Origin of the sequence: Isoptericola sp. NPDC060185 (genome assembly GCF_042728595.1) — a bacterium.
GTDB lineage: Bacteria > Actinomycetota > Actinomycetes > Actinomycetales > Cellulomonadaceae > Isoptericola.
Genome location: NZ_JBHWYY010000075.1, coordinates 1 through 19,622, shown reverse-complemented (window position 1 = coordinate 19,622; position 19,622 = coordinate 1). Strand labels below are relative to the sequence as shown.

Genomic DNA, 19,622 nt, shown 5'->3' with positions numbered 1-19,622 from the left:
CCGCGCGCCGCGCCGCCGAGGAGGCCGCCGCCGCGGCCGCCCCGCGCCCCCGGTCCGCGCGCAAGGGGCGCCCGCCGAGCATGCTCGTCGCCGGCGTGGCCGTCGCGTGCCTCGCGCTCGGCTGCATCCTCGGCGTGACGGTCTCGATGATGCGCAGCTCCGACGCCGCGCAGGCCCTCGTGGACGCCAAGAGCACGATGGCGGAGGCCGAGCAGATCCGCGCCGACGCGCAGGCGTCCCAGGAGTCGCTCGCCGCGCAGAAGGCCGAGGTCCAGAAGCGCGAGGACGCGCTGAAGGAGCGCGAGAAGGCCGCCGAGAAGCAGGAGACCGAGCTCGCCAGCCAGCAGAAGGCGTTCCAGGACCAGCAGGCGCAGCAGGAACAGCAGCAGCAGGAGCAGGAGCAGCAGAACCAGGACTCCGCCTGGTTCTACTGGGACTGCAACGCCGCCCGCCAGGCCGGCGCCGCCCCGATCCAGAACGGCCAGCCCGCCTACCGCGGGGCGCTGGACCCCAACGGCAACGGCATCGCCTGCGAGGACGGCGAGTAGGGGCCGGTCAGCGCGTCCAGGGCAGGCGCAGCGACCCGGCGACGTCCTCCACCGTCCGGACGGAGGCGGCGTCGGACGGGTCGAGCCCGATGACGGCCCGCTCCTCCGCCGAGAGCTCGCCCGGGCAGTAGGCGCGCTTGACGTGCACGGCGACCGCGTCGCGCGCCGGGTTGGCGCACGCGAGGACGACGGCCCCGTCCCCCGGCGCCCAGTAGGACAGCTCGACGGCATGCTCCTCGCCGGCACAGGTCGCCGTGCCCGACGCCACGTGCCGGGTGCCCTCGCCGTAGATCACGTAGGTGTCCGCGGCCATGTCCTCCCAGCTCGCATTCCACGGGCTCCCCGGGTCCCACGGGCTCTCCGGGACCTGGGCGGCCGGGACGCCGCGCACCGACTCGTCGAGCCCGGCCAGGAGCCCCGTCCACCCGGTACCCGTGCCCGGCGACCCGAAGTACGGCTTCGTCGTGGGCGGGTGACGCGAGTCCTCCGTCGCCCGCGCCAGCACGCCGGCGGCGATCGCGGGGGTGACGTCGGCCCCGTCCACCGACGGGGTCGCGGCCCGCGGGTCGAACGACACCTTCGGGTCGAGCTGCGACCGGCGGTCGGGGGAGCCCACCTCCCCCGAGACGATCAGCCTGTCGACCCACATCACGATCGGTTCGGCCCGCTCCGACGTCCAGCGCACGTCCACGAGACGCGCGACGCACGCGCCCCACGCGGTGGTGCCCGTGGCGGCCGCCGGACCGATGCCGCCACCCTCGTCGAGCAGCGCCGGGACCCGCGGCGCGCCGAACCCCACCGCACCCAGCGCCGCCACGCAGGCGACGGCCACGACGGCGCGGTGCCGCACCGCCCGGTGCCGGCTGGAGCGCAGGACGGCGTCGAGGTCGAGGGTCGAGGGCGGGACGTCGGCGGTGGCCTGCCGCAGCCGGGCCACCAGCTCGTCGTCGGACAGGGGCGGTTCGGGGGTCATCGCGGTCCTCCCAGGGCGTCGAGGTCGAGAGCGGCACGCAGGCGGGACAGGCCGCGCGACGCGGTGGACTTCACGGTGCCGCGCGGGATGCCGAGCTCCCGGGACACCTCCTCCTCCGACAACCCGACCAGGTGTCGCAGCACCACGACCCGGCGCTGCCGCAGCGGCAGGAGGAGCAGGGCCCGGACGACGGCGTCCCGGTCGTCCACGGCGTGCGTGCCGTCGGGTCCGTCGGTGCGGCCCGCGGCGGCGGTCAGGTCGTCGTGGTCGGCGAGGACCTCGCGGCGCGTGCTCCGCCACGTGTCGATCCGGAGGTTGGCCAGCGTGCGGCGCGCGTAGGCGAGCGGGTCGCCCTCGCGCGCCCGGTGCCACGACCGGTAGGTGCGCTCGAGCGCCTGCTGCACCAGCTCCTCGGCGCGGTGCCGGTCGCCGCACAGCAGGTAGGCCGTGCGGTGCAGCGGGTCGACGGACGCCGCCATGAACGCCGCGAACTCCGCGTTGCGGCTCTGGTGGGTCACCTGGACGTCGACGTGCGCCTCGTCGTGCCAGGCGGCGGCGTCGGCGTCGTGGGTGGCTGTCACGACCGGTACACGGGGCAGGGCCGCCGAAGGTTCCCTCGGACCGGGATCTCGTCGCCGCTACCGGGCGACGACGTCCGCCTCCGCCCGCGCACCGTCCGTGAAGGTCAGCTCGGCGGTGCTGCGCAGCGCCGCCTCCCCGGGGGCCCAGACGGCCCACCAGCCGCCGGAGACGGTCGCCTCGACGCGCTCGCCGGAGGTGAGCGTGAGCGCGACGGACTCGACGTCGGGCCCGACGCGCCCGAACGCGGACGTCAGCGCGCCGTCGCCGGTCTCACCCGCGGACCAGGAGGCGGTGCCGGACTGGAGCGTCGTCAGCTCGCGCGGCCCGGGCGGCGCGGGCACCTGAGCCGGCACGGCCGCCCCGGCGACGACGTCGCTGGTCCCGGTCGCCTGCGACGTGACCAGGCACTCCCCGGTGGCGCCGTCGCCGACGAGGAGCACGTACGTGTACTCGCCGCGCTGCTCCGCGAGCACCGGGCTGATCGCGACCTCGGCGACGCGCGGCGCGCCCTCGTCCGCCACGATGGTGCGCGCCTCCGTGTCGCACGACGCGGCGCGCTCCGCCGTCTCGGCCGGCGTCAGCGTGGTGGGCACGGCCGTCCAGCTCGCGTACGCCGCCGTCGCTCCGGGCCACCAGACGGTGGCGACCCCGGCGACGGCCACGACGGCGGCGGCCGCCGCACCGGCCAGCACCGCGGGCCGCGGGGCCCGGCGGACCCGCGCCGCCCCGCGCGGGGAGTCGAGGATCGCCGCCAGCGCCACGTCGTCGGGGCGCCCGGGGGCGTGGAGCTCGCGGGCCGGGTCGAGGTCGGCGAGCTGGACCATCATGGGGGACTTCATCGCGCCTCCTGCAGCTTCTGGAGCACGGTGGCCGTCTCCGACGGCAGGCCCGAGTAGGCCAGCAGCCGCTTGCGGGCCCGGGTCAGACGGACGGAGAACGTCGACGGACGGATCCCGAGGACGCGGGCCCCCTCGACGGCGGTGAGCCCGTCCCACGCGACCAGGGCGATGACCTCCCGGTCCGCGTCGGTCAGCATCTCCCACGCGCGCCGCAGGTCGGCGCGCTCGGCCGCCAGGTCGTCCGTGCCCTCCTTGCCGGCCGCGGGCTCGCGCTCGAGCCGGACGCCGAGCGCCCGCCACCGGCCGTGGGTGCGCAGGTGGGTGGCGAGCACGTTGCGCGCGACGCCGAGCAGCCACGGCTTCGGGTCCTCCGGGACGTCCGGCAGACGGCGCCACGCGACCAGGAACGTCTCCGACACGACGTCGTCCACCAGGCTTGCCTCCACCCGACGCGCCACGAACCTCGTCACCGCCTCGTGCTGGTCCACCCACATCTGCGTCAGCAGCTCACGGGCGTGGGCGTCGTCCACAAAGAAACCTTCCGTCTACCACAGGAGTTGCCGGCAACCCCCCGAGTGCTACACCGTAGTCACCGCGAGCGCCGACGACGACGCCGCAGCAGCACGCCGGAGCCCACCCGAGGAGTGTCATGAGCCGAGGCAGGACCGTCCACCGCACCGTCGCCGCAGGTCTGGGCGCCACCGTCCTCGCGCTGGGGCTCGCCCTCGGCGCCGCGACGAGCAGCCAGGCCGCGACCGACGACACCGCCCCCGCCGAGAACCTGCCGGGCGTCCCCGCCCCCGGCAGCCCCGCCGCCGAGTGGGAGGCCTGGGCCGCGCAGGAACGCGCCGACGCCGAGGCCACCGACTGGAAGGCCGACGCCGCCGCCCGCGGCTGCACGCTGGAGGAGGTCACGGTCTCCGAGGAGGTCGACGCCGACTACAACCTCGCGATGGGCGCGCCCGCCGACCTGAAGACCCACCGTGTCGACCTGCTGGAGAAGTGCGCCGACCCCGCCGTCGACGACACCGCCGGCACCGCCGCCCGGTCGACGACGTCCGACGCCGCGACGCTCAGCCTGCCGTCCGGCGACCGGTGCGCGTCGACGTCGGGCCCCGGCACGATGTGCCTGCAGAAGAGCAGCGGCCGCATCTACGCGTCGTGGCTGTACCGCGGGTCGGGGTCGATCACCGGCTTCATGCGCATCTACCGCGTGTCCACGGGCGTGAGCGGCTGCCCCACCGGCACCACCTGGCTCACCGGCGCCTCCGCCACGTGGCACAACGGCGACACCCGCACCATCTCCAAGACCCGCACCAGCGCGGGCGGCTACTCCGCCCACATGTGGAAGAAGGTCCTCATCGGGCACACCGACCTGGGCGGCGCCTGCGCCTCGCTCTGACGCGCACCCGCACAGTGCCGAACAGGCAGTTGGCACCGCAATGAGGCCGTTTCGGGGCCCATAGCGGTGCCAACTGCCTGTTCGGCGCGAGGGTCTGTCAGAGCACGTGGGCGAGGAAGTCGCGCAGCCGGGGCTCGGAGGGGTTGTCGAGGACGTCGCCGGGGCGCCCCTCCTCGACGATCACGCCGTCGTCCATGAAGACGACGTGGTCGGCGACCTCGCGAGCGAAGCCGATCTCGTGCGTCACGACGATCATCGTCATGCCGGACCGCGCCAGGTCCTTCATGACGGCGAGCACCTCGCCGACGAGCTCCGGGTCGAGCGCGGAGGTCGGCTCGTCGAAGAGCATGAGCTCGGGGTCCATGGCGAGCGCCCGCGCGATGGCGACGCGCTGCTGCTGCCCGCCGGACAGCTGCGCCGGGTAGTGCCCCACCCGGTCGGTGAGGCCCACGCGGTCGAGCAGCTCGAGCGCACGACGTCGCGCCTCCGCCTTGGACAGCCCGCGCACCTGCACGGGCGCCTCCATGACGTTCTCCAGCGCCGTCATGTGCGGGAACAGGTGGAACCGCTGGAAGACCATCCCGATGCGGGAGCGCTGCTTCGCGATCACCTTGGGGTGCAGGCGGTGCAGCACGCCCTTGGCGTCGCGGCGGTAGCCCATGAGGTCGCCGTCGACGTGGATGGAGCCGGCGGTGATCTCCTCCAGCTCGTTGACGCAGCGCAGCAGCGTGGACTTGCCCGAGCCCGACGGCCCGAGCACCACGGTGACGGAGCCGCGCGCGACGTCCAGGTCCACGCCCTTGAGGACGTGCACGGCGTCGTGCCCGTGGCCGAAGACCTTGTGCACGCCGCGGACCTCGACCATCGCGACGTCGCTCGCCGCGTGGTTCGTGGGTCGGTTCTCCTCGCTCACGGGGTCACCTCCAGGAAGGGGTCGTCCTGGGTGGTGCCGGACGCGCCGATGAGGTCCTGCTTGGTGGGCTTGCGCCGTCCGCCGCGCGGGCCACGACCACCCCGGCCGCCGCGGTCGCCGTCGAACCCGCGGCCGTAGTGCCGCTCCAGGTAGTGCTGCCCGACCATGAGGATCGACGTGATCAGCAGGTACCAGAGCGCGGCCACGATGAGCAGCGGGATGGGCTGGTAGATGCGGGCGCCGATGGCGCTGGTGGCGTAGGTGAGCTCGAGGGTGAACGGGACGGCGATGACGAGCGACGTCGTCTTCAGCATGGAGATCGTCTCGTTGCCCGTGGGCGGCACGATGACGCGCATCGCCTGCGGCAGCACGACGCGGCGCATGATCTTGCCGTCCTTCATCCCCAGGGCACGGGCCGCCTCGGCCTGACCGGGGTCGACCGACGACAGCCCGGCGCGCACGATCTCCGCGAGGTACGCGGACTCGTTGAGCGCCAGGCCGATGAGGGCCGCCCAGAACGCGGTGATGACGTCGCTGGTGGTGAAGGTCCAGAACTCGGGGCCGAACGGGATGCCGAGGCTGAGCCGCGGGTACAGCACCGAGATGAGGCCCCAGAACACCAGCTGCGTGTAGATCGGGGTGCCGCGGAAGAACCAGATCCAGAACCAGGCCACCGACCTCATGACCGGGTTGTCGCTGCGCCGCATGATGGCGAGCAGGATGGCCAGCACGATCGCGATCGCCATCGAGCCGAACGTCAGGACCAGCGTCCAGCCCACCCCGCGCACGACGACGACGTCGCGCAGGTACAGCCAGACGGTGTCCCAGCGGAAGTTCGGGTTGGTGACGAGGGCGTTGACCGCCATCGCGGCGAGGACGAGGACGACCACCGCGGAGACCCAGCGGCCCGGGCGTGGCACCGGCCGGGCGTGGATCGGCTCAGGCAGCGAGCTCATGGGAAACCTCCGGGACAGCGGTCGAGCCTGGCGAGACCATCATGGCCTCGCCAGGCTCGACCAGCGAGAACGACGTCAGCCTGCCGGGTTCAGCTCCGCCTTGTCGAGCGCGGCGTCGCCGCTGCCCCACGAGTCGGCGATCGCCTTGATCGTGCCGTCGTCCATGAGCTTCTGCAGCGCGCCCTGGACCGCCTCGGCGAGCTTCGCGTCGTCCTTGGCGACGACGACGCCGTACGGCGCGGCGTCGGTCACGTCGCCCAGGGGCTCGATCGCGCCGCCGGACTGCTGCACGGCGTACGCCGTGATGGGCGAGTCGGCGTACATGGCCTGGAGCTTGCCGCCCGCGAGGTTGGTCGCGACCGCGGCCTGCGAGTCGTAGGGCAGGACGTCGATGGCGTCCTTGCCGGCGTCCGTGCACGTCTTCGACGCGGCGTCGAGCTCGTCCTGCTGGATGGTGCCGGTCTGGACGCCCACGGACAGGCCGCACAGGTTGGCCGGGTCGACGTTCTCCGGGTTGCCCTTCGCGACGGCGTACTGCGAGCCGGCGCTGAAGTAGCTGATCATGTTGACCGTCTTGAGGCGCTCGGGCGTGATCGTGAACGCGGAGAAGCCGGCCTCGTACTTGGAGCCGATCGCCGGGATGATCGCGTCGAACGTGGAGGACTGGACGTCGGCCTCGAGGCCCAGGGTCTTGGCGACCGCGCCCGCGATGTCGATGTCGATGCCGATCGGCGTCTTGTTGTCCGCGGCCACGAACTCCACCGGCGCGTACGTCAGCTCGGAGCCGATCGTGAGCTTGCCGTCGTTCGCGACGGCCTCCGGCACGGACGACGCCAGTGCGTCGTCGGTCGTGATGCCGGAGAGGTCGAAGCCCTCCGCGGAGGACGACGCGCTCGACGACGGGTCGGCACCACCGCCGGTCTCCTGCGAGGCCGTGGTGCAGCCGGTGAGGGCGAGGGCGGCGACGGCCGAGGTGACGACGGTCGCCACGAGGGCGGGGCGGGTGCGCATGGTGGGGCTCCGAAAGTCGTGCGGGGGTCTATGCATGAGTATGCAGCCCTATGCATGATCCTCCAAACCGCCTGGTGATCGGCGCGTGAACAGGTCCCGCAGGTTCGTCGTGAGCGCCCGCTGGAGCACCTCCGTCCCGTCGGGCGTCGTCACCGTCAGCGTGGGGAACCGTCGGCCGTGCCGCTCGACCCTGCCCTCCAGGTACGCCCGCGCCACCGCGAGGAGCTCGTCCAGCGACTCCGTAATCTCGTCGTCGTCGGGGCTCAGGGTCGGGATGGCGGTGCCGAAGCGGCCGTCCACGCTCAGCCAGAACATGTCGTCGCCCGGTGTCCTGACCTGCGCCCACCGCTCCGGCTCGCCCGGCCGCCAGAGCCGGGCGACCACGTCGTGGTCGCGGATCGTCACCTGACTCTCCAGCCCCGGCAGGTCGGCCGTCGCCGACTGCAGGTACGCCTCGATCTCGGACAGGTTCATCCGACGGAGTCCCGCTCGTGCCGCGCTACGTCCAGGCGGCCGAGGAACCAGTCGACCTGGTCGCGCAGGACGGCGATCTCGACCTCGCCCTGCCCCGTCATCCCGCGGAAGACGGCGCAGTCCGGGTCGACGGCGAACGACTCCCTGAACGACGGCGTGCATGGCGGGCCGTCGAGCCGGACGACGTGCACCAGGGTCGAGTGGCGAGCAAGACGGCCGGCATCGACCGCCCAGCCGCCGTGCGTCCAGCGGGATGACAACCCGGGCACGCTGCCGTGGACCACCCGGAGCCCGGCATGTATCTGCCCCCGCGCCTGCAGCCGCCGCCTCCGTCGCCGGTTCCACGGCTCAGCGATCGCGCTGCCGACGGCGTCGCCGACCAGGTCGCCGACCGCCTCCAGGATCTCTCCCAGCATGTACCGCGCCCCTCCGGCACCACGTCGTCGCGCGCCCTGCGCGGCGGGCACACGGTAGCCCCTTCCGCGGTCGCGACGACTCCCTCGCGGGACTTTCACCCGGTCGCCGGCAGGACGGCGGGCGGTGGCCGAGACTGACCGGGCCGACGGCGGGCCAGCCGCGGCGAGTACGGTCGGCCGGTGACCCCCACCACGACGGCGCTCGTCCTGGCAGCGGCGGTGCTGCACGCGGTGTGGAACGTGGCCGCGAAGCGGGTGGACGGCGACTCGCGCGTGTTCGTGTGGCTGTACGGCACCGCGTCGGCGGTGCTGTGGCTGCCGGTGGGGCTGGTGATCCTCGCGCGCGACGGCTGGCCCGACCTGGGCGCCCTGGTCGCCGCGGGCGCCGTGTCCGGGGTGCTCCACAACCTCTACGGCGTGGCCCTCAACACCGGGTACGCGCGGGCCGACCTGGGGATCGTCTACCCGACGGCGCGCGGCACCGGACCGCTGCTGACGATGTTCGTGGCGCTGGTCGTGCTGGGCGAGCACGTGGACGCGGTCAACGTGGTGGGCGGCCTCGTCGTGATCGCGGGCGTCGCGGTCGTCGCGAGCTCCGGCGCCTCCGGCGTGGACCCGTCGCGCGCGCTGGCCGGCGTGCGCTGGGGCGTCGCCACCGGCGCCGCGATCGCCGCGTACACGCTCTGGGACGGGCACGCCGTCACCACGCTCACCCTCGACCCGGTGGCCTACTTCGCCTGCAACGCGGTGTGGCAGTCGGTCACGCTCGCACCGATCCTGCGCGACCGCGGCCGACGCGCCGAGGCCGTGCGGATCGGCCGCCACCACCTGCGCGAGATCGCGCTCGTCGCGGTGCTCTCGCCGCTGGGCTACATCCTCGTGCTGGTCGCGATGCAGACGTCGCCCGTCGCGCTGGTGGCGCCGGCCCGCGAGTCGAGCATCGTCGTGGGCACGCTGCTCGCGTGGTGGCTGTTCAAGGAGCCACGGCCGGCGGTGAAGATCGTCGGGTCGCTCGTCGTGCTGGCCGGCATCGGCCTCCTGGCGGCCCCCGTCTGACGGGCACCACCTCGACGTGCCGCGCGCGCGACCCGGCCCTACGCTCCGAGCATGATCAGGTTCCTGCTCCGCACGGCCGTGTTCCTGCTGGCTGCGGTGGTGGGCGTCCTCGTCGCCGCGGGGATCTTCGCCGCCTTCGACCTCGAGACGTTCTCCATCAACTGGTCCGAGCCGCTCGGCTTCATCCTCGCCGTCGTCATCTTCGCCGTGGCGCAGGCGATCATCTCGCCGTTCCTCACCAAGGTGGCCCGCAACAACGCCCCGGCCCTCGTCGGCGGGGTGGGCCTGCTCTCGACGTTCGTCGCGCTCGTGGTCGCGGTGCTCGTCACCGACGGGCTCGACGTCGGCGGCGTCGCCGGCTGGATCATCGGCCCGGTGATCGTGTGGCTGGCGGGCATGCTGGCGGCGTTCATCCTGCCGCTCTTCCTGCTCAAGGAGGGCGTGGAGAAGGTCCGCGAGAACAGGGACGAGTAGCGCCGAGTCAGGTGTCGCGCTCGGTGATGGCGTCGTCCTCGCGGTGGTCGTCCTCCCCGCCGGGCGGGAAGTCGGCGCGGTCCGGGCGGGCGCGCAGGGCGAGGATGCTCACCAGCAGGCCACCCCAGACGACCGCCAACGAGAGCACCATGAGCAGGATCGCGGAGCCGTTCATCGGGCCGCCCCTTCCGTCGTCGGCGCCGTGACCGGCGGGTAGGCGGGCCACGCGACGAAGTCGTCCGGGCTGCGGCGCCAGCGCGGCAGCGTCAGCACCACGGCACCGACGACGAGGATCACGAGCGTGCCCCACCCGGCGTACAGCAGGTAGGTCGCGTCGTAGCCCTCGTAGCCGTTCTGCACCAGGTCGACGATGCGCGAGACCAGCATGTACGCGAGCACGGCCGGCACGATCGCCCCGACGCACACGTACCACCAGCGGCCTACCTGGAAGGTCGAGACGGCGTTGAGGTGATAGCGCAGCTCGGGGCTCGTGCGCAGCAGCCAGACGAGGAACACGCACATCAGCACGGCCGACGCGACGATGCCGACGTTGTTGGACCAGTTGTCGATCGTGTCGAGCGCGATGAGGCCCGTCGTCGTCGAGAAGCCCACCACGGACAGCACGGCCGCGACGACGCCGATCCACAGCACCGCCTGGCGGCGGGTGAGGCCGAACTTCTCCTGGAAGCCCGCCGACACGACCTGCAGGATCGAGATGAGCGACGTGAAGCCGGCCATCGCCAGCGACCCGAAGAACAGCGCGCCGAACAGCGGCCCGGCCGGCATCTCCGAGACGACGGCGGGGAACGTCACGAACGACAGGATCGGTCCCGTGATGCCCTCGAGGTCCGCGACGGCGACGCCCTGCTCGTGCGCGAGGAAGCCGAGGGCGGCGAACACGCCGATCCCGGCGAGCATCTCGAAGCCCGAGTTGGAGAACGCCACCACGAGGCCCGGCGACGTGAGGTTCGCGCGGCGCTTCCGGTACGACGAGTACGTGATCATGATGCCGAACGCGACCGAGAGCGAGAAGAAGATCTGCCCGTACGCGGCGATCCACACGTTCATGTCGCCCAGCGCCGACCAGTCGGGGGTGAACAGGGCGTTGAGCCCGTCGGTCGCGCCGTCGAGGAAGACGGCCCGCACCACCAGCACGGCGAACGCGACCACCAGCAGCGGCAGGAAGACGACGTTCGCCTTCTCGATGCCCTTGGCCACGCCGCCCACGAGGACGGCGATGGTGGCGACCCACACCAGCAGCAGCGGGATCAGCACCGCGGGGACGAAGTCGAGCGTGAACCACGCCCCGCCGTTCGCGACGTCGGAGAGCTGCAGGTAGTCGCCGGTGAAGAAGCCGGCCGTGTCGTCGCCCCACTTCAGCCTGAAGGAGTAGACGAAGAAGCTCAGCGCCCAGCCGATGATCGCGGCGTAGTAGATCGCGATGACGAAGCAGATCATCACCTGGAACCAGCCCAGGGTCTCGAGCCACGTCCGCACGCGGCGGAACACGGTCGGCGGGCCACCGCGGAACCGGTGCCCCAGCGCGTAGTCGAGGAAGAGGATCGGGATGCCCGCGGTCAGCAGCGCGATCACGTAGGGCACCAGGAAGGCGCCGCCGCCGTTCTCGTACGCGACGCCCGGGAACCGCCAGATGTTGCCCAGCCCGACGGCGGAGCCGATCGCGGACAGGATGAACCCGACCTGGCCGCTGAACTGCTCCCGGGGTGGGGATGTCGTCTCGGTGGATGCTGCACTCACAACCGTCGAACCTCCACGGTGAGGGACTTCCGCGTCAAACGCGTCTCACGTCGAGGCTGCCCCAGGTCGGCGGCCACGGCCACCGCTCGACACTGCCCGCCGCGACCGAGTATCAGGCCGCGAGCAGCCGGCCCACGAGGCCGCCGTGCAGCCGGCCCTCGGGGTCGAAGCGGTGCGCGAGGGCGCGGAAGTCGTCGAGGCGGGGGAACAGCGCCGCGACGTCCCGCGGGTCCAGGGTGCTGACCTTGCCCCAGTGCGGCCGCCCGTCCAGCGGCACGAGGACGGCCTCGACCTCGGGCAGGAGCGCGCGCACGTCGTCCTCACGCGGGAGCCACGTGAAGTGCAGCGCGACGGACGGCCCGTCGAACGGGCTGAGCCACAGGTCGTCGGCGGCGACGGTACGGATCTCGCTGGTCTGCAGCAGGGGCGCGATGCGCGGGCCGAGGGCCCGCAGCGCCTCGATCGCGGCCGGGGCGCTGCTGCGCGGCAGCAGGTACTCGGACTGCACCTCCTCGCCCGCCGACGGCGTGAACTCCAGGCGGAAGTGGCTCAGCCGCTCGTGCCACGGCCCCGGCACGCCGAGCTGCTCGGTGCACGCGGCCGGGTCCACGCCCGGCAGCGGGTGCACCGGCCGGTCCTCCCAGCGCAGGAACCCCGGGGCCATGCCGCGCACCTCCGGGCGACCGGCGGCGAGGTCGACGGCGGCCTCCGGGGAGTCCGCGCGGGCGACGGACTTGAACCACACGTGCCGCACGGCCGGCTCGTCCCAGCTCGTGAACGCGCTCACCGAGTAGGCGGCCGAGGTGATCGCGTCGAAGCTCGCGACGAAAGTGTCCCAGGGGACGTCGGCCGCGACGTCCTGCCGCACGACGTACGCCGGGACGGTGCGCAGCTCGACCCGCGTCACGACGCCCAGCGCACCCAGCGACACCACCGTGCCGGGGAAGACGTCCGGGTCGCCGGCGCGCGTGATGCGCCGCAGCTCGCCGCCCGGCGTCATGATCTCGAGGCCCTCGACGGCGCTCGCCAGCGACTGGTTCGTGTCGCCCGACCCGTGGGTGGCGGTGGCCACCGCGCCCGCCACGGAGATGTGCGGCAGGGAGGCCAGGTTGCCCAGCGCGCGGCCGGTCGCGTGCAGCGCGCGCGACACCTCGCCGTAGCGCAGGCCCGCGTTCACGGACACGACCTCGCCCTCGGCGCCGCCGTCGTCGGGCGTCACCGGCTCCACGGCCGGTCGGCCGTCGTCGAGCGCGTCCACCTGGACGTGCACGCCGTCCGTGTCGGCGACGTCGTTGAACGAGTGGCGCGACCCGAGCGCGCGCACCGGCCCGCCGGCGAGCAGCACGTCCGCGAGCTCCTCCAGCGACGTGGGGCGCGCGACGGAGCGCGCGGAGTAGGTGAGGTTCCCGGCCCAGTTGCGATGCACGGGTCCACCCTGCCATCCGCGGCGCTGACCTGCGGCTCGGTCCGGGGAATCGACCGGGCGCGGCCGGGCAGACTCTCAGTCCAGGTAGCCGGCGAGGTCGGCCACGGCGGCGGCGAGCGCCTCGAGCTCGCGCGGCGACGGCTCGCGCAGCCACTGCACGTCCACGTCGGCCCCGGCGCCCGATCCCCGGCCCGACGCCGCCGGCCAGCGCCACCGCCCGGCGACCACGCCGTCCACCGCCACGCAGTGCACGTACGCGCCCGTGCGGCCCGGGAGCGGCAGCGCCGGGTCGAACACCACGGGGCGGGTCTCGCGGTAGGAGAGCAGCAGCTCGTCGTAGGCCTGCAGCAGGTCGACGCGGGGCGGCCCGCCCGCGGCGTCGGCCCGGCCGGCAGCGCTCGCCTCGAGGGCGTCGGGCGTCGTGACCAGGGTCAGCCCCTCCAGGTCGCCGCCGCCCGGCACCTGCACCGCCTCCCCGGCGTCCGTCAGCGCGGCGAGCGCCGGCGTGAGCTGCCCGGCCGTGAGGCCGCTCCAGTGCCGCACGTCGCCGACCGTCGCGAACGCGCGGCCCGGCAGGTACCGGCGCCACAGCTCGACGGCGGCGGCCTCGGCGTCGAACCGCTCGCCCAGCGGCCCGTAGCCGGCGGGGACCCGGTCGTCGAACGCGGCGTACGACTGGTGCTGCAGCGGCGTCCCGGCCGGCGGCGGGCCGCTGACCACGAGCCGCCGCAGCTCCGCGTGCATGAGCATCTGCGTGAACGCGAGGCCGGGGGCGTCCGGGTCCAGCACCCCGCGGGCGACCAGCTCGGCCTTGATCTGGGCGCGGGTGCGCGGCCCGTCGGCGACGGCGGCCGCGACGGCGTCGGCCCCGGGGCCGAGGTCGCCGAGCTGCCACGCCTTCTCCGTCGACGCCATGAGCCGCGTGATCCGCGGGGCCGTGAGCTCCAGCAGCCAGCGCGCGTCGCCGGGCCGCACCAGGTGCCACGTGGGGCGCAGGACGTGGGTGCGCAGCAGGTCCCCCGCCGCCAGCGCCGCGTTGGTCGCCGTGCGTCCCGGCCGGGCGCCCGGCGCCACCCGCCGGGACACGCCCCACAGGGCGGGCTGCAGCTCCTGGCCCTGCACGGCCAGGAGGGCGCCGACGACGGCGGGCGCGTCGGGCAGGTGCGGCGCACGCAGCCCGATGGCCGCGAGGCGCGCGGCCCGGACGACGCCCGAGTCGGGCGCCGACCTGCTCAGGCGGGCCGCCCGGCGGGCTCGGCCTCGGCCAGGGGGATCCTGCCGCCCATGCCGACCATGTCGAGCACCTCGGCGACGGCCTCCGAGGGCTGGTACAGGCTCACGGGCGTGCCCGTCTCCTGGCCCAGCATGTAGACCTGCAGGATGAAGGCCACCCCGGAGGAGTCGATGAAGGTGACGTCCCGGGTGTCCAGGACGATGGGCTGCGTGGTCCCCCGGGCCGCCAGCGACGCCATCGCGTCGCTCGCCGCCTCGCGCAGCGCGGCGTCGACCTCGCCCCACAGGGTGAGGACGGTGGCGGCGTCGGTGGTCCGGGACGCGATCCCCGAGCTCGGTCCGGGGTCGCTGCTGGTGTCGATGTCCATGTGGTCGTGATGCTCCCGTGCGTGGGGCCCTACCGGCTGTGGACGCCGTCCGCGTCCTCTCCGTACAGCGAACGGCCCGCGTCGAGTGTTCCCCGGTCCGGCGGATTCGTCCAGCGTCCGTTCAATTCGGCGGGTCGGTCCCCGGGGGACCGGGGCCCGCCGGTCAAGCGTCGTCCAGGTCCGTGACGTCCGCGACCCGGGCGTCGAGGGCGCGCACCAGCTCCGCGCCGTCCACCGTGGCCGACACCCCGTGGCCGCCGCCCCCGACGGACACGCTCCCCGCCTCCGGGACGCGCGAGTCGGCGACGACCGGCCACGCGGTGAGCGAGCCGAACGGCGTGATCGTGCCCCGCTCGTAGCCGGTGACCTCGCGCGCCACCTCGCGGTCCGGCATGGACAGCCGGGACACGCCGAGCAGCGCGCGCAGCCGTGGCCACGCGATCGTGCGGTCGCCCGGCACGAGGACGAACAGGAAGTCGTCGTCGCCGCGCCGCACCACGAGAGTCTTGAGCACCTGCGACGGGGAGATGCCCCGCGCCTGGGCCGCCTCGGCGAGCGAGCGCACCGGCCCGTGCCGGACGATCTCGAACGCGATCCCCGACGCCTCCAGCGCCTCCCGCGTGCGCCGCTCGCCGGGCGTCTCCTGGGGCGTCTCCTCGGCGCTCACCCGGCGTCCGGGGTGCCCGTGGCGGCCGGGTCGTCCGTGGCGTCCGTGGCGGCGCCGTCCGGCTCCGTCGCGGACCCGTCGGCGGCGACGATCAGCGTGACGGTCGAGCCCTTCAGCCGCACCGTGCCCGCGTCGACGGTCGTGGTGACCACGGCGTCGTCCGCGACGCCCTCCGCCGGGTCGGTGGTCACCTCGAAGCCGGCCTCCTCGAGCACCGCCCGCGCCTCGGCGACGGTCTTGCCGGCGACGTCCGGCACGGGTGCCGCGTCCCCCCACGACAGGACGACGGTGGAGCCCTTCGGCACCGCGGTGCCCGCGCCCTTGGTGGCGACGACCAGGTCGCCGTCGTCGACGCCGTCCGCCGGGTCCGTGACCACCACGAACCCGAGGCTCTTGAGCTTCGCGCGCGCGTCGGCGACGGTCCACCCGGTGACGTCCGGGACCTTGACGGTGACCGGGCCGCTGGAGACGACGAGGCTGATGGTCGTGCCCTTCGTCACCTTCGTACCCGCGCCGCTCGTCCTCAGGACCTGGCCGGCGGGCGCGTCGCTCGCCCTGGTCGTCGTGTCGACCTTGAGGCCGAGCTTCTGGAGCTTCGCGGTCGCGGCGTCGACGCCCATCCCGCTGACGTCCGGCACGGTCACCTTCACCGGCGCCGTCGGCCCCTCTGGCTTGTCCGGGGTGCTGTCGCCCGGCTTCTTGATGGGCGCCCCCGCGGAGCCGTCCGTCGTCCCGGGCTTCGACGTGCCGCCGGACGACGAGCCGCCGGCCTTCTTCCCGTCGCTCTTCGACCCGTCGGACGTGCCGCCCTTCGACGTCGTGCCCTTCGCGCCGTCCGCGCCGGAGGTGCTGCCCGGCCCGTGCTGGGCGGCCTTGTCCTGCGCGGCGCCGGTCGCGCCCACGTCGTCCGCCTTCCAGGCCCGGTTCGGGATCGGCCCGGCGGCGAAGAACTCGAAGTGCCACGGCTCCGGCTTGGAGCCGTCCAGGCGCGCCCACGACGGGTTGTCCCAGCCGTAGTCCGGCCCGTGCACGCGCATCCACACGTACTGGGCCGTGGTGCCCGAGTTGATCGGGACGCCCAGGTCGACGGCGAGGCCCCAGCCGTGGTTCGACCAGCCCGGCGTCGCCGCGAGGTACCCCTTGGTCGCCTTGAGGCGCACCTGGGTGTCGAACGTGCGGTACGAGTCGGTCATCGGGATCGGCACCCCGAACTCCTTCTCGTACTCCACGCTCAGCGCCTCGAGCTGCTCCGCCGCGTCGCAGCGCAGCATGTGTCCGGGCGCGAAGTCGAGGGGGCACAGCGCCGACGCGGGGATCCGCCCGTTGGCGTAGCCCGACGTGCTGTTGCCGTACCGGTCCACCAGCTCCCGCAGGCTCGCCGTCAGCGTGGCCCGCGCGGCGTCCGAGACCTCCGCGCCGGCCGCGCCCGCCGGCAGGATGCCGGCGGCGAGGGTCGTCATCGACGGGTCGAGGAGCGTCGCCAGCCGCGTGGCCGCCACGACCACGTCGTCGAACGTCACGGCCTCCGCGTCGTGCTGCGACTCCGGCGGCGTGACGTCCTCCGCGCCGCTCCCCGGGACCGCGCCGTCGGGGGTCGTGCCCGTCACCGGGACCCGCGGCCCGGGAAGGACGCCGGCCTTCGCGGGACCGTCCCCCGCCTCGGGAGCCGGGTCGGACGCGTCACCCTCGTCCCCGGCGGGCCCGCCCGAGACGTGGTTCGCGACGGTCACGGCGTCCGCGACGCCGGGGACCGAGGTCGGCAGGTCCGCCGGCGGGTCGGTCACCAGGGGCGTCGGGGTCTCGGCGTCGGGCGAGGCGAACGGCGTGGCGGGGGTCGCGCCGGTCGGGTGCTGCGCCAGGTACGCGCTCAGGAGCATGCCGAGCTCGGCGGCCGCCTGCTCGACCTCGGGGGACACCGTCCGGCCGGCGTCCTTCGACGCGAGCTCCGCGCGCTCGAGGACGTCGAGGACCTCCTCGACCGTCGTCGGCCCCTCGACCGACGACGCGCCCACCACGCCCACCGAGACGCCCTCGACCCCCGCGCCGACCGACGGCGCGTCCTGCTCGGCGGAGACGGGGTTCCACGGGAGCCCGGCGACGGGCGCCGCGAGGAACGCCGCGGCCAGCACGCAGGTGGCCGTGGACGTGGCCAGCACCCGACCGACCCGGAGGCGCCGACGGACCGGCGTCTTCACCGCGTCCGCGCGCCCCATCTCGTCGGCGTCCCTCGGAGACCTCACGACGACGAACCTCCCCCATCGGCACTGCTCAGGCGCTCGGATCCTGCCACACCTCGGCGTCGTCGTGTGACACGGGCGACAGGACCGTCCCTCAACTGTGCGTCAGGCGCCTCGCTCCTGCCACCCCTGTGACGAGAGTTCATGCGACGCTCACCCGCACACCATCGGGGGAACGAGGCGGCGGGGTCGTGATACCCCGCGCCCGTCCCGCCGGGCGCGCGGCAGACTGGACGGCATGACCACCGTCGACCTCAACAGCGACCTCGGCGAGGGGTTCGGCCGCTGGACCCTGGGCGACGACGAGGCGATGCTCGACGTCGTCTCGTCGGCCAACGTGGCGTGCGGGTTCCACGCCGGCGACCCGGCCACCATCCGCGCCACCGTGCGCCTCGCGGCCGCCCGCGGCGTGACCGTCGGCGCGCACGTCGGCTACCGCGACCTGGCCGGTTTCGGCCGCCGCGACATCGACGTCCCGTCCGCCGAGCTGCAGGCCGACGTCGTCTACCAGATCGGGGCGCTGCAGGCGCTGGCCGCCGCCGAGGGCGCGCGCGTCACCTACGTGAAGCCGCACGGCGCGCTCTACAACACGGCCGCCGTGGACGAGCGGGTCGCGGCCGACGTCGCGGCCGCGGTCGCCGCCGTCGACCCGGCGCTCGTGGTCCTCGGCCTGCCCGGCACGGCCGCCCTCGCCGCCGCGGAGGCCGCCGGCCTGGCGACCGCCGCCGAGGCGTTCGCCGACCGCGCCTACTCCCCCGCCGGCACCCTCGTGCCCCGCTCCGCGCCGGGCGCCGTCATGCACGACCCGGACGTCGTGGCACGCCGCATGCTGCGGCTCGTCACCGAGGGCGTCGTGGCGGCCGTGGACGGCACCGACGTCGCCGTGCGCGCCGACTCCGTGTGCGTGCACGGGGACACCCCCGGCGCCGTCGCGATGGCGCGGCGGGTCCGCGAGGCGTTCGACGCCGCAGGGGTCGCGCTGGCCCCGTTCGCGCCCGTCCCCGCGACGCGCCCCGGTCGCTGACCGTGCGCGTCCTGCCCGCCGGCGACGACGCGCTGCTCGTCGAGGTGGACGGCCTGCGCCAGGCGCTCGCCCTGCACGCCACGCTGCGCGACGACCCCGTGCCGGGCGTCGGGCAGACGGTGCCCGGCGCGCGGACGCTGCTGGTCCCGTTCGACCCGTGGCGGCTGCCCGCGGTGCGCCTCGCCGCGCTCCTTCGCGAGCGTGCCGCCGCCGGGGCCGCGGGCGGGTCCGGGACGGCCGGCGGCGGGCGGCTCGTCGAGATCCCCGTCGTGTACGACGGCGAGGACCTGGCCGACGTCGCGCGGCTGCTCGGCTGGAGCGAGGACGAGGTGGTGCGGCGGCACACCGCCGCGGCGTGGGTGGTGGGGTTCGTCGGCTTCGCGCCGGGGTTCGCGTACCTGACCGGTGACGACGCGGGGCTCGTCGTGCCGCGGCGGGCGACGCCCCGCACCCGCGTGCCCGCCGGCTCCGTGGCGCTCGCCGGCCCGTACTCCGGCGTGTACCCGCGGGCGAGCCCGGGCGGCTGGCAGCTCGTCGGCCGCACCGACGCCGTCACGTGGGACCCGGACCGCGACCCGCCCACGCCCTGGTCGCCGGGCGACCGCGTGCGCTTCACCGCCGTGCGCGCGTCCGCCCTGGGGGCCGCTCTCGCTCACGGCGGCAGCTCGCGCTCGGAGCGGCAGTCCGAGCTGCCGACCCGGTCCCGAACTGCCGCGCCGACGGTCGGGGGCGACGCGCTGGAGGTCGTGGCCCCCGGCCTGCAGGCGCTGGTGCAGGACCTCGGGCGCCCCGGCCTCGCGCACCTGGGCGTCTCCGCATCGGGGGCCGCCGACCCCCGCAGCCTGCGCGCCGCGAACCGCGCGGTCGGCAACCCGGTCGGGGCGGCCGCCGTCGAGGCCGTGGGCGGCGGGATGCGGCTGCGCGCCCGTACCGACGTCGTCGTCGCCCTCGCCGGGGCGGACACGCACGCCGTCGTGCGGCACGACGGCGGAGAGCGCACCGCGCCCCGCGCCCGGGCGTTCCTGCTGCGGGCCGGCGACGAGCTCGCGCTGGGCGCCCCCACCCGCGGGCACCGGACCTACGTCGCCGTGCGCGGCGGCGTCGACGTGCCGCCGGTCCTCGGCTCCCGGTCCACCGACGTCCTCGCCCACCTCGGCCCGGCCCCGCTCGCCCCCGGTGCGCAGGACGCAGGCCAGCTCCAGGGAGGAGGTGCCCGCGTCCGCGGTGCGGGTCTGGGCGCCCCACTGGCAGGCCTGGCGGCGGCG

General features: G+C 74.7%; 22 protein-coding genes. 6 read left to right on the top strand and 16 right to left on the bottom strand.

All coding sequences use genetic code 11. From position 1 onward, the window contains the following. A partial coding sequence (locus tag ACFWDO_RS17850) for an excalibur calcium-binding domain-containing protein (protein ID WP_380347093.1) occupies window positions 1-548 on the top strand: 548 nt, incomplete at its 5' end. Between the two features lie 7 nt (window positions 549-555). On the opposite strand, the gene ACFWDO_RS17845 is transcribed toward ACFWDO_RS17850, so the two are convergent. The 4 genes from ACFWDO_RS17845 to ACFWDO_RS17830 are packed head-to-tail and all read right to left on the bottom strand — an operon-like array spanning window position 556 to window position 3,472. Continuing rightward, window positions 556-1,521: a hypothetical protein gene (locus tag ACFWDO_RS17845; RefSeq protein WP_380319614.1), complete on the bottom strand. Its 966-nt coding sequence runs from the start codon at window positions 1,519-1,521 to the stop codon at window positions 556-558. Further along, the gene (locus tag ACFWDO_RS17840) at window positions 1,518-2,102 is read right to left on the bottom strand and encodes a SigE family RNA polymerase sigma factor (RefSeq protein ID WP_380319611.1); all 585 of its coding nucleotides are present in this window, start codon (window positions 2,100-2,102) and stop codon (window positions 1,518-1,520) included. Before ACFWDO_RS17840 ends, ACFWDO_RS17845 begins: the two co-directional genes overlap by 4 nt. A 57-nt stretch (window positions 2,103-2,159) precedes the next feature. Continuing rightward, window positions 2,160-2,942, bottom strand: a complete 783-nt coding sequence (locus ACFWDO_RS17835; protein ID WP_380319608.1) for a hypothetical protein — start codon at window positions 2,940-2,942, stop codon at window positions 2,160-2,162. Further along, entirely contained in the window at window positions 2,939-3,472 is a 534-nt protein-coding gene (locus tag ACFWDO_RS17830) for an RNA polymerase sigma factor (RefSeq protein ID WP_380319605.1), read from the bottom strand. The genes ACFWDO_RS17835 and ACFWDO_RS17830 overlap by 4 nt, the downstream gene beginning before the upstream one ends. 119 nt (window positions 3,473-3,591) lie before the next feature. Here ACFWDO_RS17830 and ACFWDO_RS17825 point away from each other — a divergent pair, with 119 nt between their 5' ends. Continuing rightward, on the top strand, window positions 3,592-4,344 hold the full coding sequence (locus ACFWDO_RS17825; protein ID WP_380319602.1) for a hypothetical protein: 753 nt from the start codon (window positions 3,592-3,594) through the stop codon (window positions 4,342-4,344). 97 nt (window positions 4,345-4,441) lie between these two features. Here ACFWDO_RS17825 and ACFWDO_RS17820 read toward each other — a convergent pair whose 3' ends face one another. The 5 genes from ACFWDO_RS17820 to ACFWDO_RS17800 all read right to left on the bottom strand — a co-directional run bounded on the left by ACFWDO_RS17820 (window position 4,442) and on the right by ACFWDO_RS17800 (window position 8,114). Next, the gene (locus ACFWDO_RS17820; RefSeq protein ID WP_380319632.1) at window positions 4,442-5,209 is read right to left on the bottom strand and encodes an amino acid ABC transporter ATP-binding protein; all 768 of its coding nucleotides are present in this window, start codon (window positions 5,207-5,209) and stop codon (window positions 4,442-4,444) included. Between the two features lie 44 nt (window positions 5,210-5,253). After that, entirely contained in the window at window positions 5,254-6,213 is a 960-nt protein-coding gene (locus ACFWDO_RS17815; RefSeq protein WP_380319599.1) for an amino acid ABC transporter permease, read from the bottom strand. 75 nt (window positions 6,214-6,288) lie between these two features. Further along, window positions 6,289-7,224, bottom strand: coding sequence for an ABC transporter substrate-binding protein (locus ACFWDO_RS17810; RefSeq protein ID WP_380319596.1), 936 nt, complete (start codon window positions 7,222-7,224; stop codon window positions 6,289-6,291). 48 nt (window positions 7,225-7,272) lie between these two features. Then, the gene (locus ACFWDO_RS17805; protein ID WP_380319593.1) at window positions 7,273-7,698 is read right to left on the bottom strand and encodes a hypothetical protein; all 426 of its coding nucleotides are present in this window, start codon (window positions 7,696-7,698) and stop codon (window positions 7,273-7,275) included. Further along, on the bottom strand, window positions 7,695-8,114 hold the full coding sequence (locus ACFWDO_RS17800) for a hypothetical protein (RefSeq protein ID WP_380319591.1): 420 nt from the start codon (window positions 8,112-8,114) through the stop codon (window positions 7,695-7,697). Before ACFWDO_RS17800 ends, ACFWDO_RS17805 begins: the two co-directional genes overlap by 4 nt. Before the next feature lie 180 nt (window positions 8,115-8,294). Here ACFWDO_RS17800 and ACFWDO_RS17795 point away from each other — a divergent pair, with 180 nt between their 5' ends. Both ACFWDO_RS17795 and ACFWDO_RS17790 read left to right on the top strand, forming a co-directional pair. Continuing rightward, a complete protein-coding gene (locus tag ACFWDO_RS17795) occupies window positions 8,295-9,170 on the top strand; it encodes an EamA family transporter (RefSeq protein ID WP_380319588.1) in 876 nt (291 codons plus the stop codon). 51 nt (window positions 9,171-9,221) lie between these two features. Continuing rightward, window positions 9,222-9,644 carry a hypothetical protein gene (locus ACFWDO_RS17790; RefSeq protein WP_380319585.1) on the top strand — a complete coding sequence of 141 codons (423 nt, stop codon included), beginning with the start codon at window positions 9,222-9,224 and terminating at the stop codon, window positions 9,642-9,644. A gap of 7 nt (window positions 9,645-9,651) precedes the next feature. Here the strand turns inward: ACFWDO_RS17790 and ACFWDO_RS17785 are convergent, their stop codons facing one another. The 7 genes from ACFWDO_RS17785 to ACFWDO_RS17755 form a co-directional block, all read right to left on the bottom strand. Further along, complete coding sequence (locus ACFWDO_RS17785) at window positions 9,652-9,819, bottom strand: methionine/alanine import family NSS transporter small subunit (RefSeq protein WP_380319582.1); 168 nt, start codon at window positions 9,817-9,819, stop codon at window positions 9,652-9,654. Next, window positions 9,816-11,402 (bottom strand): sodium-dependent transporter, encoded by a 1,587-nt coding sequence (locus tag ACFWDO_RS17780; protein ID WP_380319579.1) that lies wholly within the window; start codon window positions 11,400-11,402, stop codon window positions 9,816-9,818. The genes ACFWDO_RS17785 and ACFWDO_RS17780 overlap by 4 nt, the downstream gene beginning before the upstream one ends. A 112-nt stretch (window positions 11,403-11,514) precedes the next feature. Beyond that, complete coding sequence (locus ACFWDO_RS17775) at window positions 11,515-12,828, bottom strand: FAD-binding protein (protein ID WP_380319576.1); 1,314 nt, start codon at window positions 12,826-12,828, stop codon at window positions 11,515-11,517. A gap of 75 nt (window positions 12,829-12,903) precedes the next feature. Then, window positions 12,904-13,956, bottom strand: coding sequence for a winged helix DNA-binding domain-containing protein (locus ACFWDO_RS17770; RefSeq protein ID WP_380319629.1), 1,053 nt, complete (start codon window positions 13,954-13,956; stop codon window positions 12,904-12,906). Window positions 13,957-14,060: 104 nt separating this feature from the next. After that, entirely contained in the window at window positions 14,061-14,429 is a 369-nt protein-coding gene (locus ACFWDO_RS17765; protein WP_380319573.1) for an STAS domain-containing protein, read from the bottom strand. A 163-nt stretch (window positions 14,430-14,592) separates the two neighbouring features. Beyond that, window positions 14,593-15,096, bottom strand: coding sequence for an aminoacyl-tRNA deacylase (locus ACFWDO_RS17760; protein WP_380319570.1), 504 nt, complete (start codon window positions 15,094-15,096; stop codon window positions 14,593-14,595). Continuing rightward, window positions 15,093-17,336, bottom strand: coding sequence for a PASTA domain-containing protein (locus ACFWDO_RS17755; RefSeq protein ID WP_380319567.1), 2,244 nt, complete (start codon window positions 17,334-17,336; stop codon window positions 15,093-15,095). The genes ACFWDO_RS17760 and ACFWDO_RS17755 overlap by 4 nt, the downstream gene beginning before the upstream one ends. 235 nt (window positions 17,337-17,571) lie before the next feature. On the opposite strand from ACFWDO_RS17755, the gene ACFWDO_RS17750 reads away from it, so the two are divergent. Continuing rightward, window positions 17,572-18,357: a LamB/YcsF family protein gene (locus tag ACFWDO_RS17750; RefSeq protein ID WP_380319564.1), complete on the top strand. Its 786-nt coding sequence runs from the start codon at window positions 17,572-17,574 to the stop codon at window positions 18,355-18,357. Between the two features lie 2 nt (window positions 18,358-18,359). Next, on the top strand, window positions 18,360-19,622 hold a 1,263-nt coding region (locus ACFWDO_RS17745; protein WP_380347091.1), incomplete at its 3' end, for a carboxyltransferase domain-containing protein.

Coding starts and splice junctions, on each gene's coding strand:
- ACFWDO_RS17845 (WP_380319614.1), bottom strand. CDS start 1,521: ATGACCCCCGAACCGCCCCTGTCCGACGACGAGCTGGTGGCCCGGCTG.
- ACFWDO_RS17835 (WP_380319608.1), bottom strand. CDS start 2,942: ATGAAGTCCCCCATGATGGTCCAGCTCGCCGACCTCGACCCGGCCCGC.
- ACFWDO_RS17825 (WP_380319602.1), top strand. CDS start 3,592: ATGAGCCGAGGCAGGACCGTCCACCGCACCGTCGCCGCAGGTCTGGGC.
- ACFWDO_RS17820 (WP_380319632.1), bottom strand. CDS start 5,209: ATGGTCGAGGTCCGCGGCGTGCACAAGGTCTTCGGCCACGGGCACGAC.
- ACFWDO_RS17815 (WP_380319599.1), bottom strand. CDS start 6,213: ATGAGCTCGCTGCCTGAGCCGATCCACGCCCGGCCGGTGCCACGCCCG.
- ACFWDO_RS17810 (WP_380319596.1), bottom strand. CDS start 7,224: ATGCGCACCCGCCCCGCCCTCGTGGCGACCGTCGTCACCTCGGCCGTC.
- ACFWDO_RS17805 (WP_380319593.1), bottom strand. CDS start 7,698: ATGAACCTGTCCGAGATCGAGGCGTACCTGCAGTCGGCGACGGCCGAC.
- ACFWDO_RS17800 (WP_380319591.1), bottom strand. CDS start 8,114: ATGCTGGGAGAGATCCTGGAGGCGGTCGGCGACCTGGTCGGCGACGCC.
- ACFWDO_RS17790 (WP_380319585.1), top strand. CDS start 9,222: ATGATCAGGTTCCTGCTCCGCACGGCCGTGTTCCTGCTGGCTGCGGTG.
- ACFWDO_RS17785 (WP_380319582.1), bottom strand. CDS start 9,819: ATGAACGGCTCCGCGATCCTGCTCATGGTGCTCTCGTTGGCGGTCGTC.
- ACFWDO_RS17765 (WP_380319573.1), bottom strand. CDS start 14,429: ATGGACATCGACACCAGCAGCGACCCCGGACCGAGCTCGGGGATCGCG.
- ACFWDO_RS17750 (WP_380319564.1), top strand. CDS start 17,572: ATGACCACCGTCGACCTCAACAGCGACCTCGGCGAGGGGTTCGGCCGC.